We start from the raw sequence: 16,736 nt of genomic DNA, 5'->3' as shown, positions 1-16,736 counted from the left end.
GCGGTTAGGTTGGCAACGGACCAGCGTTCTGACAACCGACTTCTGAGGTGAAGACCATGACTGCGCTGTCGAGATTGGCTGATCGATGGGGGCTGCGCACCAGTTCCTTCCTGTTCTTCGTGTCCGCCGCGATCGTGGTGGTCTTCGCGGTCCTGACCATCGTCTTCGTCGATCCCATGGGGGAGATGTTCGAGCAGGCGTCCGGCTGGCTGCTGACCAATCTCGGCTGGTTCTACATCTTCGGCGTCACGGTCTTCCTCTTCTTCCTCGTCTACATGGCCATGAGCCGGTGGGGCCGCGTGCGCCTCAGCGACGAGGACCAGGGCCCCGAGCACTCGGACAAGGCGTGGTTCGCCATGCTCTTCGCCGCCGGCATCGGCACCATCCTGATGTTCTGGGCGGTGGCCGAGCCGGTCTCGCACTTCGCCAACCCGCCGCGCGCGGGCGTGGAGCCCGGGAGTATCCAGGCGGCCCAGGAGGCCATGGGCTTCACGCTCTACCACTTCGGGCTCCACACCTGGACGATCTTCACCCTGCCCGCCCTGGCCTTCGCCTACTTCATCCACAAGCGCCGCCTGCCGCCGCGCGTCAGCTCCATGTTCCAGCCGTTCCTCGGGGAGCGGATCCACGGGCCGATCGGCCGTGCCATCGACACCGTCGCGATCGTCGGGACCGTGCTCGGCGTGGCCGTCTCCATCGGCCTCGGCACGCTGCAGATCAACGCCGGCCTGTCCCAGCTGACCGGCATCAGCGAGTCCGCCGTCGCACAGATGATCATCATCGCCGTCGTCACCGGGATCGCGATCGCGTCCGTGGCCGCCGGCCTGAACCGGGGCATCAAAGTCCTCTCCAACGTCAACATCCTCGTGGCGATCGGCCTGCTCGTCTTCGTCCTGATCACGGGCCCCACCCTGGTCATGATCAAGGGCACGGTGGAGAGCGCCGGCACGTACCTCTACATGCTGCCGGAGCTGATGTTCTGGAATGACACCTTCCACAACACCGGCTGGCAGAACAGCTGGACCATCTTCTACTGGGCCTGGACCATCACCTGGTCGCCGTTCGTGGGCATCTTCATCGCCAAGATCTCCAAGGGACGCACCATCCGCCAGTTCGTCATGGGCGTCCTGGGACTGCCGACCCTGTTCACGATCGTCTGGTTCGGCATCTTCGGCATGGGCGTCTTCAACATCGAGATGCACGGCGACGGAGGACTGGTCCAGCGCGTCGTCGACGACGGCGACATCCCCGGCGCGATGTTCGAGTTCCTGACCAACTTCCCGCTCGCGACCCTCACCTCGTGGATCGCGATCATCCTCGTGGGCGTCTTCTTCATCACCTCCATGGACTCGGCCGGGCTCGTGCTGGACACCATGACGAACGGCCACGAGGATCCCGCTCCCACCAAGCAGCGCGTCTTCTGGACGTTCTCGGTCGGCCTGGTCGCAGCGGCACTGCTGCTCGCCTCAGGCGACAAGGGGCTCGCCGTCCTGCAGAACTTCATCACGGTCGTCGGGCTGCCCTTCTTCGTCCTCGGCTTCCTCATGATGGCGAACATGCTGCGGGCCCTGAAGGAGGACGCCGGCGAGCTGCCGCCGCTGCAGACGCGTCGCTGGCTGCGGGTGCTGCCCCCGGAGGAATGGGTCCGACGGCGTCGGGCCGGCACCGCCGGCGACGCCGTGATGGTGCCGGAGGCGGTGCCCGGGACCGAACCGGCGTACACCGACGAGCCGTTCGACCTCTCGCAGGACCCGGACGCGGCACCCGAGGGGCAGCCCGCGGGTACCCCCGGCGACGCCGGAACCGAGCCGGTCGCCGCCGGTCGCCCGGCCGTCCAGGACCCCGCCCGCGACGCCGCCCACAACGCCCCCGGCGACGGACCCGCGCAGCACCGTGACGCCCGCGGCGGCGGTCGCCAGGGCCTCGGCCGGCCGGGTTCCCCCGAGGAATAGCCGGAGCAGCAGCAGAGCATGCAGGGACGTTCCTGCCGAGTCGCTGGGAGGGTGCTGGAGATGCGGCGGACCACCGGGCAGTATGCCTAGACTGACAGCATCTCCAGCTCCTTGAGAAAGGCTGCTCCCATGAAATTCCCACCGGTCCGCGGCGAGACCACCTCGGCCCTCCGCGACGTCCTCGCCGCGAAGCCCGTCGGCGCCGCGGTCGTGATGCCGTCCGTTCCTGCCGACGGTCCCGCCGACGAATCCGTCCTGCCCCCCTCGGGGCACGGCCCTGCGGCTGCGCCCCGGACGTCGAGCCCGGTCGGTCTGTCCGGCGGGGCGGGCCGCCAGGACCCGACGTCAGCTCTGGACCGGCTGGAGCGCGCCGTGCTCGACGCCCTGTCCACGCCCGACGGACTCGTGGAGGACGACGACCTGCAGCTGGCGCTCTACTGCCTCTACGAGCTGCACTACCGGGGCATCGACGGGACCGACCCGCGCTGGGAGTGGGATCCGTCCCTGCTGCGCCTCCGGGCGCTCATCGAGGACGCCTTCGAGGCAGAACTGCGCCGGCTCGCGGCCGGCGTCGAGCTCCCTGCGGAGGCCGCCGCGCTGCGGAACGCCGAGACGGCCCGCGACGGGGGCGCCGTCGCCCAGGACGTGGCCCAGGTCCTCTTCTCGCTGGTCGCCGCCGACGACGGCCCGAGCGTCTCGCGCTACATCGGCGGTAAGGCGACGGGCTGGCAGCTGAAGGAGTTCCTGGTCCACAAGTCCGTGTACCAGCTCAAGGAGGCGGACCCGCACACCTGGGCCATCCCGCGGCTGGCCGGCCGCGCCAAGGCGGCGATGGTGGAGATCCAGGCGGACGAGTACGGCGGGGGCCGGCAGGACCGGATGCACAGCGCCCTCTTCGCGGGCACCATGCGCGCCGCCGGGCTCGACGATGCCTTCGGGGCCTATGTGGCCCACGTCCCGGGGCGGACGCTGGCCGGGGTGAACATGATGTCCCTCTTCGGCCTGCATCGGAGGCTGCGCGGTGCCATCTGCGGGCACCTGGCGGTCTACGAGATGACGTCCTCGCTCCCGAACCGGCACTACGCCCGTGGCTTCCGCAAGCACGGGTACGGCGACGCCGCCGTCGACTACTTCGACGAGCACGTCGAGGCGGATGCCGTGCACGAGCAGATCGCCGCCCGCGATCTCGCCGGCGGGCTCGTCGCCGCCGAGCCGGCGCTGCTCGACGACGTGCTCTTCGGTGCCCGGGCCGCCCTCGCCGTGGACGGACTCCAGGGGCGGGCGAACCTCGAGGCGTGGCAGCGAGGGCGCACGTCCCTGCTGGAGCCGCTGCCGGAGGCGGAGCCGCTTCCGGTCCACGCGTGATCGCCGACGCCCGGTACGTCCTGCCGCTGCGCTGGCACGACGACGCCGGCCTGCCCGAACTCGCCTCCTACCTCCAGCGGCTGGTCGAGTGGATCCCGGTCACCGTGGTGGACGGGTCCGCGCCCGAGCTCTTCCGCGCCCACGCCGCGGCCTTCCCGGCCGCCGTCGTCCACCTCCCGCCGCGGCCGTGGCCCGGCGGCAACGGCAAGGTCGCCGGCGTCATGACCGGCGTCGCCCACGCCGCCGAGGAGCTGCTCGTCCTCGCGGACGACGACGTCCGCTACACGGCGCGGGAGCTGGAGCGCCTGGTCGCCCTGCTCGCGGAGGCGGATCTGGTCCGCCCGCAGAACTACTTCGCGCCCCTGCCCTGGCACGCCCGCTGGGACACCGGGCGGATCCTGCTCAACCGGGCCTTCGGGGCCGATTACCCCGGGACGGTCGGCGTGCGGAGATCGCGGCTCCTGGCCGCCGGGGGCTACGACGGCGACGTCCTCTTCGAGAACCTCGAGCTCATGCGGACCATCCGTGCCGCCGGCGGGCGCCAGATCGTCGCCGGGGACCTGTGCGTCAGGCGCGTGCCGCCGAGCACGCGCCACTTCGCCGGGCAGCGCATCCGGCAGGCCTACGACGACTTCGCGCAACCGGCGCGGCTGCTCGCCGAGCTGTCACTGGCGCCCGTGATCCTCTGGGGCGCACGGCGTCCCGCGCGACTGCTGCTGCTGGTGCTGACGGCCATCGGGGCCGCGTGGTGGGGCCGCCGCGGTGCGGAGGCGGCGTTCCAGCGGAGCGCCCCGCTGTGGGCCCCGGCCTGGGTCCTCGAGCGCGCGGTCTGCGTGTGGTTGGCCGTGGGCTACCGGCTCCGCGGCGGGGTCCCGTACGCGGGCGGCCGCCTGAAGACGGCGGCCCACTCGGCGGGGGAGCTGCGACGCCGCCACATGGCGCAGCGGCACGCGCACCAGCGCGGGGAGGACGGAACCGACCATGGATGACCCGACGCCCGCCCCGCAGGACTCGGACGCCGCCGCCGGACCGGACATCGTCCTGTGCCCGAACGGGCCGCTGCTGGTCCGCGGCGACTTCCAGATCGTCGACGTGACCGGGCAGCCCGTCCCGGCGAACCGCCGGACGGTCGCGCTCTGCCGGTGCGGCGGCTCCGCCATCAAGCCGTTCTGCGACGGGACCCACAAGATCAACGGCTTCGACACCGGCGACCACTAGGCTGCGCGCTTCCGGCGGCCCCGGCCGCGCCCAGGAGGCCCTGAGGCGCTGAGGCGCTGGGCTCCGTCCAGGAGGCCTTGACGCGCTGCGCTCAGTAGGCCTTGACGCGCCGCGCCCAGGAGGCCTTGACGCGCTGCGCTCAGTAGGCCTTGACGCGCTGCGCTCAGTAGGCCTTGACGCGCTGCTCCACGATCAGGTGGATGAGCGCGAAGGATCCCTCCGCCGTGGCCGCCAGGGCCGCATCCACGGCCGCCGGCACGTCGGCGTCGTCCTCCACCCGCACGCCGAATCCGCCGAAGGCCTGCGCCATGAGCGCGAAGTCCGGGTTCTTCAGTTGGGTGCCGGAGACGCGCTCCGGGTAGTCGCGCTCCTGGTGCGTGCGAATGGTGCCGTACTCCTGGTTGTCCATGACCACCACCAGGGGCGTCGCGCCGTACTGGGCCGCCGTCGCCAGTTCCTGGCCGTTCATGAGGAACTCGCCGTCGCCGGCGATGGTGACCACGGTGCGACCCGGGTAGCGGAGCGAGGCCGCGACCGCCGACGGCACCGAGTAGCCCATGGAGCCGTTGCGCGCCGAGAGCATCGATGCGTACCCGTTGGTGGGGAAGTAGCGGTGCGCCCAGTTGGTGTGCTCGCCGGCACCGAAGGTGACCATGGCGTCCTCGGGGAGACGCGGCACCAGGTGGGCCATGAGGGTGTCCATGCGCGCCGGTCCGCCGGTCGGCTCGGCGGACGGCAGCGCCGCGAACTTCTCCTGCTCGGCGCGCATGCGGGAGGTCCAGGCCACCCACTCGTCCTTCACAGGCAGGTCCATCCGGATCAGGTCCCGCACGAACACGTCCGGCTTCGCCACGATCTGGTGCGTCACGGGGCCGGAGCGGCCGCGCAGCGACGGGTCCATGGTGATGAGGAAGTTCTTCTGGCTCCAGTTCTGGCGGACGTTGAAGCCGTCGGTGATGACGTCCCCGGGGACCGTGCCCACGAAGACCAGCAGGTCGGTCTCCTCCAGCAGGTCGTAGGTCGGCTTCGGGCGGCCGTAGCCGATCGGTCCCACGTACGACGGCGACGCGAAGGGTACGGTGCCCTCGCACCGCCACTCGGCGGCGGCCGGGAGGTGGTGCTCCTCCAGCCAGCTGGTGAACGAGCGGGCGCCCTCGTCGGTCCAGTCGTTGCCGCCGAAGATGAAGAGCGGCTTCTCCGCCTCCTGCAGCGCGTCGTGGAGGGACTTCCAGTCGGTGACGGTCATGCCGCCGGTCGCGACGGGGATCCGCGGGTGGAGGGCGGCGGGGATCTGATGTTTGATGATGTCCTCGGGGAGGCCGACCACCACGGGGCCCGGGCGGCCGGAGACCGCGGCGAACATGGCCTCGGCGACGATCTCGGAGGCACGCTCCGCGTGGTCCAGCACCATCACCCGCTTGGCACCGGAGCTGAACCACGCCTTGGGGGAGAACTCCTGGAAGGCCTCGCGGTCGCGGTGCTCGTAGGGGATGAGGCCGACGAACAGCACCATCGGCGTCGAGTCCTGCCAGGCCGTGTGCAGGCCGACGTGGGCGTTCGCGGCGCCCGGGCCGCGGGTCACCATGGCGATGCCCGGGACCTCCTGCATCTTGCCGTCGGCCTCGGCCATGTAGGCGGCACCGCCCTCGTGGCGGCAGACCACGGTGTCGATGACGGACTCGTGCAGCCCGTCCAGAACGTCGAGGTAGCTCTCGCCGGGGACCACGTAGGCGCGCTTGACGCCGTGGGAGACCAGCGTGTCGACGATGACGTGGCCGGCGGACTTCGTCGTGGGCGAGGCTGTCGGGAGGCCGGATTCGTTCGTGGGTGCAGTCAGGGTCATAGTTCCTCTTTCGCCGTTGAAAGGGTGGTCGCGTCAACTACGGGATAACGCTTTCCCGGGCGGATTCTTGCCGGTTTCCGTCCAGAGAAAATCTAGCGGAGACAGCACGGATCTCGAATCCGGCACGTCACGACGGCGCAACAGAGGCCGCCGGGCCGGTGTCCCCGGCGCGCGGTTCCGGGGGCCGCTGTCAGCCCCGGGCGGGGCTGTCCCGGTAGGGGTGCGGCGGGTAGTCGGCGGCGTTCCCGGCGTCGGCCCGCGGGGCGTCGTCGCTCCGCTCGGCTACCGGCAGGGCGCCCCAGACGAACCAGCCGTACAGGGCTCCGAGCGCCAGGAGGACCAGCGCGAACAGCGTGCCGAGCGCCGGATCGCCCCCGGCCAGGAGGACGCCGACATTGACGACCCCTGCGGCTGCGGCGGCGAGCCAGGCCCACCGCACGCCGTTGGCGACGCCGACCAGGGCCGCGCTGATGACGGCCGCGCAGCCGTACGCGATCCAGATGTTGGCCGTGCCGGCCTGGAAGACGAATCCGCTGGTGAGCATCTGGCCCAGGCCGAGCGCGGTCAGCACGACGGCCACGCCGAGGCCCCAGCCGAACTGGCGCAGATGGAGTGGGGCGCGGACGACCTCGCGGGTGAAGCGGCCGTGGAGCGTGAAGCGGCTGAAGCGCCACAGGCCGTAGGCGGCGACCACGAGCGAGGGCACTGCAGAGAGCAGGCCCTCGTAGCCGAAGGTCAGCGCGATGACGAGCGGCCCGGCGAACGCCGCCAGGATCTGCACCCACCAGCCGAGATCGTTGCGGTGGGCCAGCAGCATCAGCGCTACGGCCGTCAGCAGCGTGCTCAGGGCGGACAGGGCGACCTGCAGGGCGGTGTCGGTGCCGAGGGGCTGATTGAAGAGCGTTGAGAAGATCTGATCCACGGCGGTTCATCCTACCGGCCGTGCCTGTGCGGCGCCTCCGCGCGACGAGACCCCTGACGGCGAGACCCCTGGCGACGAGACCCCTGGCGACGAGACCCCTGGCGGCGAGACCCCTGGCACGGCCGGCCCGGGGCCGAGTGGTGCCACTGGACGAGCGGCGCAACGGGGCGAGCGATGCCACGGACCGAGTGGCGCCGCGGGGCGAGCGGCCCAGCGGTGCCCCGGATCCCGCCGGAGGGGCTCGCCCTCGACGCGGAGGCTCAGAGGTTCCGGGTGTGGAGTCCGTCCAGCATCATGGTGATGGCGTTGTCCTCGACCTGCTGCGCCCCGGCGGGCCCGTCCGGGCGGAACCACTCGACCATGGAGTTGATGGTGCCGAACAGCAGCCGCGTGGTGGTGCGCGGGTCGATGTCCTCGCGCAGCGTCCCCTCGCGCTGGGCCTCGACCACGAGGTCGGCGACCTTGCGGTCGACGGCACGACGCCGTTCCAGCGCGGTCCGCTCGATCTCCGTGTTCCCGCGCAGACGGAGCAGCAGGGTCACGTACGGCTGCCGCTCGATGAGGACCCGGATGGTGCTGCGCAGGAAGAACTCCAGCCGCTCCTCGGCCGTCCCCGTCCGGGCGCGCTCGTGCTCCGAGATCGCCTCGAGGGGCACCAGCGCCTGGTCCAGCGCCAGACGCAGCAGGTCACCCTTGGAGGGGACGTGGTGGTAGATGGCCGACTTGCTGATGCCGAGGTTCTCGGCGAGCAGGCCCATCGACGTCGCGTCGTACCCGTGCTTGTTGAAGACCTGCACGGCGACGTTCAGCACCGAGTCCTGGTCGTAGCCGGGACGGCCGCGCTTGGCGCCCGCGGAGAGTGCGTCGGGTTCGGCTGTGCTGGGCATGGATGCCATCCTTTCACGCTCTCGCGGGCTCACGGCCGGTGTCGCCGGCCCCGGACTACTTGTCGCGCAGGTCGTAGATCCGCTTGAGCTTGCCGACGGACCGGGGGAGGGACTCGGGGTCGACGACGTCGATGCGGCAGGTCGAGCCGATGTGGATCTTGATGAGCTTCTGCAGCTCGGCTCCGGCCGCGCCGGCGCGGTCCGTGGTGCAGTCCTCCCGCCGCTCGACCTTGACGGTGAGCTCGTCCATGCGGTTCGGCCGCGTGATCTCGAGCTGGAAGTGCGGCGAGAGGCCGGCGACCTTGAGGATCAGCTCCTCCACCTGGGTGGGGAACAGGTTCACGCCGCGGAGGATGATCATGTCGTCGCTCCGACCGGTGATGCGGCCCATGCGGCGGTGACCCGGCCGCGCGGTCCCCGGCATGAGCCGGGTCAGGTCGTGGGTGCGGTAGCGGATGATGGGCAGCGCCTGCTTGGTGAGCGAGGTGAACACCAGCTCGCCGTGCTCGCCGTCCCCCAGCACGCGCGTCTCGTCGAAAGCGTCGAGGATCTCCGGCCGGAAGTGGTCCTCCCAGATGTGCGAGCCGTCCTTCTTCTCATTGGACTCGCCGGCGACGCCCGGACCCATGACCTCGGAGAGGCCGTAGATGTCGCACGCGTCGATGCCGAACATCTCCTCGAGCTCGTGCCGCATCTCCTCGGTCCACGGCTCGGCGCCGAGGACGGCGACCCTCAGCGAGGTGGAGCGGGGATCGATCCCGGCGTGCTGCATCGCGTCGCCGATGGTCAGCAGGTAGGTGGGGGTGCAGAGGATCGCCTCCGGCTGAAAATCCTGGATCAGCGTGATCTGCTTCTCCGTCTGCCCGCCGGACATGGGGATGACCGTGGTGCCGAGCTTCTCGGCCGCCGCGTGCGCGCCGAGGCCGCCGGTGAAGAGCCCGTAGCCGTACGCGTTGTGGACGCGCCAGCCCGGCTTCACACCGGACAGGCGCAGGCAGCGCGCCCCGAGCGTGGCCCAGTTGTCGAGGTCCGTGTCGGTGTATCCGACGACGGTCGGGCGGCCGGTGGTGCCCGAGGAGGCATGGATGCGGGCGACCTCCTCGCGGGGGACCGCGAACATGCCGAACGGATAGGTCCGGCGCAAGTCCTCCTTCTCGGTGAAGGGGAACTTGGCCAGGTCGGCCAGTTCCTTCAGGTCGCCCGGGTGGACGCCGGCGTCGTCGTACTTCTCCTTGTACAGGGGCACCCGGTTGTAGGCGTACGCGACCGTCTCCTTGAGGCGCTCCAGCTGGATCGCCTCGATCTGGTCGCGGCTCATGGTCTCCTCCGGGTCCAGCGGATTCGGGAGGGACGTGCCGGGGGCTGCGGGTGCTTGCGTCATGGCGGCCTGCCTGGGAGTTGGGAGCGGGTGCGGTTGGGGTGCGCGGTGCGGTTGGGGTGCTGGGTCGGTTGGGTGGGGCGGTGCGGTTCGAGGGCGGCGGCGCGTGGGCCGACCGCGGCTAGCGTTTCGGGACGGTCCGGGAGCGTCCGCGGAACTCGGCGATGACCTCGTCCTCGCCGCCGGGGACGGACTGCCGGATCTGCACGTCGTAGAGGCCGCTGCGCCCGGTCTGGGCGCGGCGGTCGGCGACCGCGGTCAGGGTGCGCCCCGGGATGCCCGAGCGCAGGAAGTTCACATCGACGCCGGAGGCCACGGTGATGGTGTCGGCGCTGCCCAGGTGTGGATTGCACGCGAGGGCGAAGGTCGTGTCCGCGAAGGCGAAAATCATGCCGCCGTGGGCGATGCCGAAGCCGTTCAGCATCTCCTCGCGGAGCGTCATGGTGGTGGTGGCGTGGCCATCCGCGAGCTTGACGACCTTCAGCCCGAGCCAGGCAGCCGTGCGGTCGTCGGCGAGGATCGGGTGGTCGAGCGTCTCGGGCGTGCCGCCGAGTTCCTCGGTGGTGGCCTCAGTCATCGGCGGACCTCCTGTTTTATTTACCGAACGATCATTAGGTAATACCGGAAGTGTGACCCGCGTCAAGTATGCGTCGATCCAGCGGCCGCTCCGTGCAGTGGCCGGGGCAGTTGTCGCAGGATGGTCGTTTCGGCGCGAGGACTATTTGGAATACCAAATTGGGGTACGATGAGGGTCAACGACATCCTCCCGGAAGGGCCGGTCCCCATGACTCTGATCCTGAATGCCTCCTCGCTGCAGGCGGCCATCGACATGCCGTCGACGGTCGAGGCCGTCGAGCGAGTCTTCGCCGACTCGGCCCGCGGCACCGCCGTCCAGCCGACGCCCGTCGCCATGGGCGTCGGCCCCGTGGACTCGAGCTTCATCGTCATGCCGGGGGTGGCCGCGGCGGAGTCCCTGGCCTCGGTGAAGCTGCTGGCCGACATCCCCTCAAATGCCGGGCGCGGGCTCCCCACCCAGCGCTCGAGCATCATGCTGACCAACCATGTCACCGGGGAGACGCTGGCCCTCCTGGACGGGCGCGTGCCCACGCGGATCCGCACGGCGGCGGCGAGTGCGGTGGCGAGCCGCCACCTGGCCCGCGCGGACTCGCGAGTGCTCGCGCTCGTCGGCGCGGGCGCGCTCGCGGTGGCCCACGTCGAGGCGATGCTGTGCGTCCTGCCGATCGAACGGATCGTCGTCTGGTCGCGCACGAGCGAGCGGGTCGAGGGATTCCGCGCGGCCGTGGCGCACCACGGCCTCGAGGTCGTCGCCGCGGCGTCAGTCGAGGACGTCTTCACCGAGAGCGACGTCGTCTGCACCCTGACGCCCTCCGTCGAGCCGATCGTCCGCGGCGAGTGGTTCCGCGCCGGGCAGCACATCAACGCCGTCGGCGCCCGTCCCCGGCCGGGAGAGCGGGAGATCGACTCCGCCGGCATGGCCCGGGCGCGCGTCTTCGTCGACCACCGCGGCACCGCGGCTGCGAAGTCCGGGGAGTACCTGCTGGCGCTCGCCGAGGGCGCCATCGCGGAGGCGGACATCATCGGCGAGCTGGGGCAGGTGATCGGCGGCGACGTCGTCGGCCGCACCGGCGCCGCGGACGTCACGTTGTTCAACTCCGTGGGCATCGGCCTGCAGGATCTGGCGGTGGGGCGGCTGGCGTACGATCGCGCCGTGGAGCTGGGTCTCGGGCACGACGTCGATATGTCCGGCTAGCGACCGGCTGCCGATACCCTAGGATCTCGGAAGACGGCCCCCTCGGGCCGACAGGCGACGGCGGAGGGTGGAGCATGGCCGATCGGACGGAGTTCAAACCGGAGTCGGTCCGTGTCACCGAGCAGCTGCGGAACGAGATCGTCGACGGAGCGCGCGCCCCGGGCAGCAAGCTCGTGGAGCGTGATCTCGCCGAGGAGCTGGGCGTCAGCCGGCTCCCCGTGCGCGAGGCCCTCCAGTCCCTCGTCGCGGAGGGACTGGTGACTCCGCGCCCACGGAGCTGGGCGATCGTCCGCGAGTTCACGGCCTCGGACATCGCCGACCTGATCGAGGTGCGGGCCGCCCTCGAGGTCCTCACGTTCAGACTCGCCGCCCAGCGCCGTACGCGCGCCGCGCTGGAGGACCTGAAGCAGGCCCTCGAGGAGGAGCTGGCCGCCGCGAAGGCCGGCGAGGCGGTCGCCGCGCGCCGCGCCGGGGTGCGCTTCCACGAGATCGTGACCCGGATGGCCGGGAACGATCTGCTGCTGGAGGTCCAGGGGTCCCTGTCCGCCCGGATGCGCTGGCTGCTCTCGCAGCACCACGATCTCGAGGGGATCGCCGCCGAGCACGCCGAGCTGTACGACGCACTGGCCCGCCGCGACGCCAGCGTCATGGAGGCTCTGGTGCTCCAGCACCTGGAGACCAGCCGCATCAACGCGGCGGAGGCCACGGGCCAGCGGCTGGCGTGACGTTCGGGGGAAACCGGCGGGTCCCGAAGCCCGGCGAACCGTCTGGTATACAGTTCTAGGAGTTGCCCAGACCACATCTCCGGAGGAAGTCCCATGTTCATCAGCAATGTCAGGCCCTGGGCCGGCGCGGCCAGCGATGTCCTCCTCGAGGGCGACCGGATCGCAGGGATCTCCGCCCACGATCCCTCGCGCGCGCCCCAGCCGTCCGACGTCGACGGCCGCGGGCGCGTCCTGATCCCCTCCTTCTCCGACGTGCACGTCCATCTGGACTCGACCCGCATCGGACTGCCGTTCCGTGAGCACACGGGCGGCCCGGGGGTCTGGACCATGATGATGAACGACCGGCAGAACTGGCGCGACGCGGAGATCGGCCTGCCCGAGCGCGTCGCCGGGACGCTGGAGCGCATGATCGCCCGTGGCACGACCCGGGTGCGCACCTTCGCGCAGGTCGACGTCGACTGCCGGCTCGAGAAGTACGAGGCCGTGGTCGCGGCCAAGGAGAAGTTCGCCGCCGAGGCGGAGGTGCAGATCATGGTCTTCCCGCAAGCCGGCATCTTCCGGGAACCGGGGACGGAGCAGTACCTCGAGGACGCGCTCCGGGCCGGCGCCGACGTCATGGGCGGCATCGACCCCTGTCAGCTCGACCGCGACCCGGCGCGCCATCTCGACACCGTCTTCGCGCTGGCGGAGAAGTACCAGGTGGAGGTGGACGTCCACCTCCACGAGATGGGGACCATGGGCGTCTTCTCCACGGAGCTGATCGCCGAGCGCACCCGTGCGCTCGGGATGCAGGGCAGGGTGAACATCTCCCACGCCTTCGGGCTCGGGGGTGTCGACGACGCGACGACGCGGCGGCTGATCGATCTCTTCGCCGAGCTCGACATCTCGTGGACGACCGTCGCGCCGAGCGTCACGGACCATCTGCCGATCGCGGACATGACGCGCGCCGGCGTCCGAATCGGATTGGGCGAGGACGGCCAGCGCGACTACTGGAGCCCCTACGGCAACTGCGACCTCCTCGACCGCACCTGGCAGCTGGCCTTCGTCAACGGTTTCCGCCAGGACGAGCTCATCGGTCACGCGCTCGCCATCGCGACGGTCGGCGGCGCGTCCATCATGAGCCACGGCGTACCCCGTCTGTCCTCGCTGGCGGACCGGCCCGGTGTGGCCGTCGGCGACCGTGCCGATCTGGTGCTGGTGGACGGCGAGACCATCGCGTCGACGGTCATGGACCGCGGCACCGACCGCACCGTCATCCACGACGGCCGGGTGGTGGCCGACGGGTTGAAGGTCCTCTCGGTCGGCGACAGCTACTGATTCTCGAGCCCGAGCAGGGCTGAGGAGGACATGGCAGGGAGGCGGCACCGGATCGACCGATCCGGCGCCGCCTCCTTCGCGAGTAGGCCTTGCTGCCTCTACAACTGGCTGGGGAGCCGGGGGCCCGCGTGCTCGTCGACGGGCTCCGCCTGCTGCGCCGCCTGATGGGCCGCCTGCTGCGCCGCCGGGTACGTCGCGGGGAACAGCTCCGCCGTCGCGCGCCCGCGGTAGTCGCGCTCCGAGTAGGCGGCGACCATCTGATCGAAGAGCGCCTGTCCTTCGGCCCGCAGCCCCTCCAGGTCGACGCCGGGGAGCCGGCCGCCGACGACCACAGGACGGCCGGCGACGAACGTATCGGTGACATTGCGGGCCGAGCCGTTGAGGATGAGCGTGCGCAGTGGATCCTCGACCGCGCCGTCCCGGAAGTCCCCCAGCGAGGCGATCATGACGTCCGCCTGCGCGCCGGGTGCGAGCCGCCCCAGGTCGGAGCGCCCGAGCGCCGCTGCGCCGCCGAGGGTCGCGGCGTCGAAGAAGTCGGAGATGCGGCCGGCGTCCAGGCGCTCCTCGACCAGCCGGGCCAGATGCGTCCCGACGTCGATCCCCTTGATGAGGTCCGGCGGGAACGAATCGGTGCCCAGGCACAGGTTGACCCCGGCCGCCTTGAAGGCGTCGAACGACTTCAGGGCCTTGGAGTAGTGGAAGCTCGTCAGCGGGCAGTGGACGATGCTCACATCGTTGTGGGCCAGCACGTCCAGCGGTCCGCCGTCCCTGGTCGCCGCCGGCTCCAGTGCGTCGATGACGATCCCGTGGGGAATCAGGAGCCGCGCATCCAGGAGGCCGGTGTCGGCCAGCTGCTCCAGCGTCGTGCGGCCGACCCGCTCGGACAGGAAGTCGTCCTCCGCCGGGGACTGCAGGCAGTGCAGGCGGACCAGGGCGTCCCGCTCGACGGCGGCGCGGGCGGTATCGCGCATGAGGTCGTCCGAGAGGGTCTCGATGCGGCACGGCAGCAGCACCCCGGTGACCAGCGGGTGGTCCAGCTCCGCGGCGTAGTCGAGATAGCGCAGTGCGTCGGCGAACCCCCGGCGCCCCTCCTCCTCGTCGAAGAGGACCACGCGCTCGCCGTCGTCGTCGGTGACGTTGACGCCGGAGCGGTAGGCCGGCCCCAGGAAGCCGCGCAACCCGATCTCCAGGCTGGTCTCCGTCATGCCGGCGAGCTCGTCGAAGGTCTCGGCCCAGGCGCTGTGGATCTCTGAGGCGATCGGCATGTACGTCGTCACCCCGTGGAGGGCCAGTTGCGCGAGGGCGAACCGACGGACGGTCTGCCGTTGCTCCGGGGTGAAGACGTCGTGGCGGCGGTTCTGGAAGTAGTCCCGGGACCACTGCAGCCCGGGAGCCGTCTCCGGGGTGGGCCAGGAGTCGATGATCATGTGGTCGATGTCCGTCAGGGCGTCGAGGTCGATCAGGCCCGGCGTGATCAGGCTCTGTCCGTAGTCACGGTGCTCGTCGACGGGCCCGCTGTAGTCGGTGCCCACGTAGAGGATCCTGTCGTCCTCGAAGACGAGGTGTCCGTCGGTGACCAGAACGTGCCGAGATCCGTCGAATCCGAGTATGTACCGTGCGCTGAGCTGCGTGATCAAGATTCCTCCAAGCCTGAAGTTCTGTATTCCAAATTTCGTCGCGCGTCGCGTGACTTGATGCCGCCTCGCCTAGCTCCTGCGTCAATGGCCGAAACATAGGCGGGCGGCCCTTGTTGGGTGACGTGATCCAGCTTACACTTGTGTATACCAAAATGAGAGCGCTGGTCGACGGCGATCAGTATCTGCGAGAGGTAAGACTATGGAGAACCAATCCACCAGCAAGGTGGAAGCGGCGGCCGCTGTCGAAGAACCGGCGTCCACCGGGTCGAATCTGTTCACGCCCCGGGCGCGGCAGTGGACGGCGATGATCTTCCTATCGACCGCGATCTGTGTCGTGGCCATCATGATGGGCACGCACAAGATCGAGCTCGGGAACGCGGCGATCGTCCTCATGCCGATCCTTTGGGCCGTCCTGCTCGGCGCCGTCATCGGTGTGCAGCGGATCAAGCCGCTCTCGGGTCAGAGCCGCGCGGTGTCCTCGGTGCTGCTCGACATCAGCATCGTCCTCTTCCTGGCGGCGCTCGGCGTCAACGTGGGGCCGGCCCTCAGCGAGCTGACGGACATCGGTCCGGCGATCCTGCTCCAGGAGGTCGGCCACATCTTCGGGACGGTGCTCCTGGCGCTGCCGGTGGCCGTCGGCCTCGGCCTGGGGCGCGTCGCGATCGGCGCGACGTGGGCGATCGACCGCGAGTCCTACCTCGCCTATGCCCTGCAGAAGTTCGGCGTGAAGTCGCCGATCTACCGCGGTGTGTTCTCCGTCTGGCTGCTGGGCAGCGTGTTCGGCGCGGTCTTCGTGTCGCTGCTGGCCGGCCTGCTGGGCGGCACGGGGTTCTTCGATCCGCGCTCCCTGGCGCTGGGCCTCGGCCTGGGCTCCGGTTCGATGATGATGGGCGGCGTCGCTGCCCTGTCGATCCTCTACCCGGAGAGCGCGACGGAGATCCTGGCGCTCGCCGCGCTGTCGAACCTCGTGACCAACCTGGTCGGCTTCTACGCGGGTGTGTTCCTCTCGCTGCCGCTGGCGCAGCGTCTGTACAAGTTCTGGGCGAAGGTCTTCGGGCGCGACGACGAGGGCCGCAGCGTGCGGAGCAAGAAGGGGGTTGCCGCCCGTGAGCGCGACCGCGACGTCGACGTGTCGGCGGTGGTCGCGGACCCGGAGGTGAGAATGACGCCCAGAACCTGGGTCTTCGCCTTCGCGGTCACACTGGCGGTGGGTCTCCTGCTCAACTTCGTCGGGACCAGGAGCGTCACCTGGGCCGATGCCGGTGGCATCCTGATCCTCGGGGCGCTGACGGCCGTGGCGTTCGTGCTGGCCCGGAAGTTCCGCTCGGTGCCGCCGAGCGTCTGGGTCCTGGCCCTGGCCACCCTCGTGTCCGCTCCGTTCATGCCCACGGCTCCCATCGTCATCGCCGCTACCCAGCACCTGGACGCGCTGTTCGTCGGCCTCGCCTCGATCGCCCTCCTCGGTCTGAACCTGGGACGTGACGTCAAGGCGCTCAAGACGCTGAACTGGAAGATCGTGATCGTCGCCATGGTGACGTTCTCGTCGACCTTCATCGCGGCCGTGCTCCTGGCGGAGAGCGTCATCAACCTCTAGTCGCGATCAGTGCTGGAGCCCCTCCGGCGCGCAAGAGGACTGTGGCCCGGCGGCACCGAGAGGTGCTGCCGGGCCACAGGCGTGTCCGGTGGCCCACCGCGCGGACCGAGGTGAGCCAACCGGTCCC

Annotated in this window: 14 protein-coding genes; 8 read left to right on the top strand and 6 right to left on the bottom strand. The window is 70.4% G+C overall.

Going from position 1 to position 16,736, the window contains the following annotated elements:
• Positions 1 to 56: 56 nt before the first annotated feature.
• The 4 genes from ABD784_RS07855 to ABD784_RS07840 all read left to right on the top strand — a co-directional run bounded on the left by ABD784_RS07855 (position 57) and on the right by ABD784_RS07840 (position 4,535).
• The gene (locus ABD784_RS07855) at positions 57 to 1,952 is read left to right on the top strand and encodes a BCCT family transporter (RefSeq protein WP_344882491.1); all 1,896 of its coding nucleotides are present in this window, start codon (positions 57 to 59) and stop codon (positions 1,950 to 1,952) included.
• Between the two features lie 129 nt (positions 1,953 to 2,081).
• A complete protein-coding gene (locus tag ABD784_RS07850; protein WP_344882489.1) occupies positions 2,082 to 3,317 on the top strand; it encodes an iron-containing redox enzyme family protein in 1,236 nt (411 codons plus the stop codon).
• Positions 3,314 to 4,306 carry a glycosyltransferase family 2 protein gene (locus ABD784_RS07845; protein ID WP_344882486.1) on the top strand — a complete coding sequence of 331 codons (993 nt, stop codon included), beginning with the start codon at positions 3,314 to 3,316 and terminating at the stop codon, positions 4,304 to 4,306. The genes ABD784_RS07850 and ABD784_RS07845 overlap by 4 nt, the downstream gene beginning before the upstream one ends.
• Entirely contained in the window at positions 4,299 to 4,535 is a 237-nt protein-coding gene (locus tag ABD784_RS07840; protein ID WP_344882483.1) for a CDGSH iron-sulfur domain-containing protein, read from the top strand. The genes ABD784_RS07845 and ABD784_RS07840 overlap by 8 nt, the downstream gene beginning before the upstream one ends.
• A 163-nt stretch (positions 4,536 to 4,698) precedes the next feature.
• Here ABD784_RS07840 and ABD784_RS07835 read toward each other — a convergent pair whose 3' ends face one another.
• The 5 genes from ABD784_RS07835 to paaI all read right to left on the bottom strand — a co-directional run bounded on the left by ABD784_RS07835 (position 4,699) and on the right by paaI (position 10,142).
• A complete protein-coding gene (locus tag ABD784_RS07835; protein WP_344882480.1) occupies positions 4,699 to 6,378 on the bottom strand; it encodes a thiamine pyrophosphate-dependent enzyme in 1,680 nt (559 codons plus the stop codon).
• Between the two features lie 190 nt (positions 6,379 to 6,568).
• Complete coding sequence (locus tag ABD784_RS07830; RefSeq protein ID WP_344882477.1) at positions 6,569 to 7,300, bottom strand: nicotinamide mononucleotide transporter; 732 nt, start codon at positions 7,298 to 7,300, stop codon at positions 6,569 to 6,571.
• Between the two features lie 260 nt (positions 7,301 to 7,560).
• On the bottom strand, positions 7,561 to 8,196 hold the full coding sequence (locus tag ABD784_RS07825; RefSeq protein WP_425582942.1) for a TetR/AcrR family transcriptional regulator: 636 nt from the start codon (positions 8,194 to 8,196) through the stop codon (positions 7,561 to 7,563).
• A 46-nt stretch (positions 8,197 to 8,242) separates the two neighbouring features.
• Positions 8,243 to 9,568, bottom strand: a complete 1,326-nt coding sequence (locus tag ABD784_RS07820; RefSeq protein ID WP_344882470.1) for a phenylacetate--CoA ligase family protein — start codon at positions 9,566 to 9,568, stop codon at positions 8,243 to 8,245.
• A gap of 118 nt (positions 9,569 to 9,686) precedes the next feature.
• Positions 9,687 to 10,142 carry a hydroxyphenylacetyl-CoA thioesterase PaaI gene (paaI, locus tag ABD784_RS07815; protein WP_344882467.1) on the bottom strand — a complete coding sequence of 152 codons (456 nt, stop codon included), beginning with the start codon at positions 10,140 to 10,142 and terminating at the stop codon, positions 9,687 to 9,689.
• 207 nt (positions 10,143 to 10,349) lie between these two features.
• Between paaI and ABD784_RS07810 the strand changes: the two genes are divergently transcribed.
• The 3 genes from ABD784_RS07810 to ABD784_RS07800 all read left to right on the top strand — a co-directional run bounded on the left by ABD784_RS07810 (position 10,350) and on the right by ABD784_RS07800 (position 13,378).
• Positions 10,350 to 11,336 carry an ornithine cyclodeaminase family protein gene (locus ABD784_RS07810; protein ID WP_344882464.1) on the top strand — a complete coding sequence of 329 codons (987 nt, stop codon included), beginning with the start codon at positions 10,350 to 10,352 and terminating at the stop codon, positions 11,334 to 11,336.
• Positions 11,337 to 11,410: 74 nt separating this feature from the next.
• Positions 11,411 to 12,061 carry a GntR family transcriptional regulator gene (locus ABD784_RS07805; protein WP_344882461.1) on the top strand — a complete coding sequence of 217 codons (651 nt, stop codon included), beginning with the start codon at positions 11,411 to 11,413 and terminating at the stop codon, positions 12,059 to 12,061.
• Positions 12,062 to 12,154: 93 nt separating this feature from the next.
• Entirely contained in the window at positions 12,155 to 13,378 is a 1,224-nt protein-coding gene (locus ABD784_RS07800) for an amidohydrolase family protein (RefSeq protein WP_344882458.1), read from the top strand.
• Positions 13,379 to 13,476: 98 nt separating this feature from the next.
• Here the strand turns inward: ABD784_RS07800 and ABD784_RS07795 are convergent, their stop codons facing one another.
• Positions 13,477 to 15,015, bottom strand: a complete 1,539-nt coding sequence (locus ABD784_RS07795; protein WP_344882455.1) for a chlorohydrolase family protein — start codon at positions 15,013 to 15,015, stop codon at positions 13,477 to 13,479.
• A 199-nt stretch (positions 15,016 to 15,214) separates the two neighbouring features.
• Here ABD784_RS07795 and ABD784_RS07790 point away from each other — a divergent pair, with 199 nt between their 5' ends.
• Positions 15,215 to 16,609 (top strand): DUF3100 domain-containing protein, encoded by a 1,395-nt coding sequence (locus ABD784_RS07790; RefSeq protein WP_344882452.1) that lies wholly within the window; start codon positions 15,215 to 15,217, stop codon positions 16,607 to 16,609.
• Positions 16,610 to 16,736: the final 127 nt, after the last annotated feature.

It is taken from the genome of Zhihengliuella alba, assembly GCF_039538765.1.
GTDB lineage: Bacteria > Actinomycetota > Actinomycetes > Actinomycetales > Micrococcaceae > Zhihengliuella > Zhihengliuella alba.
The sequence above is the reverse complement of the archived record's forward strand: the minus strand, read 5'-3'. Positions and strand labels throughout refer to the sequence as shown.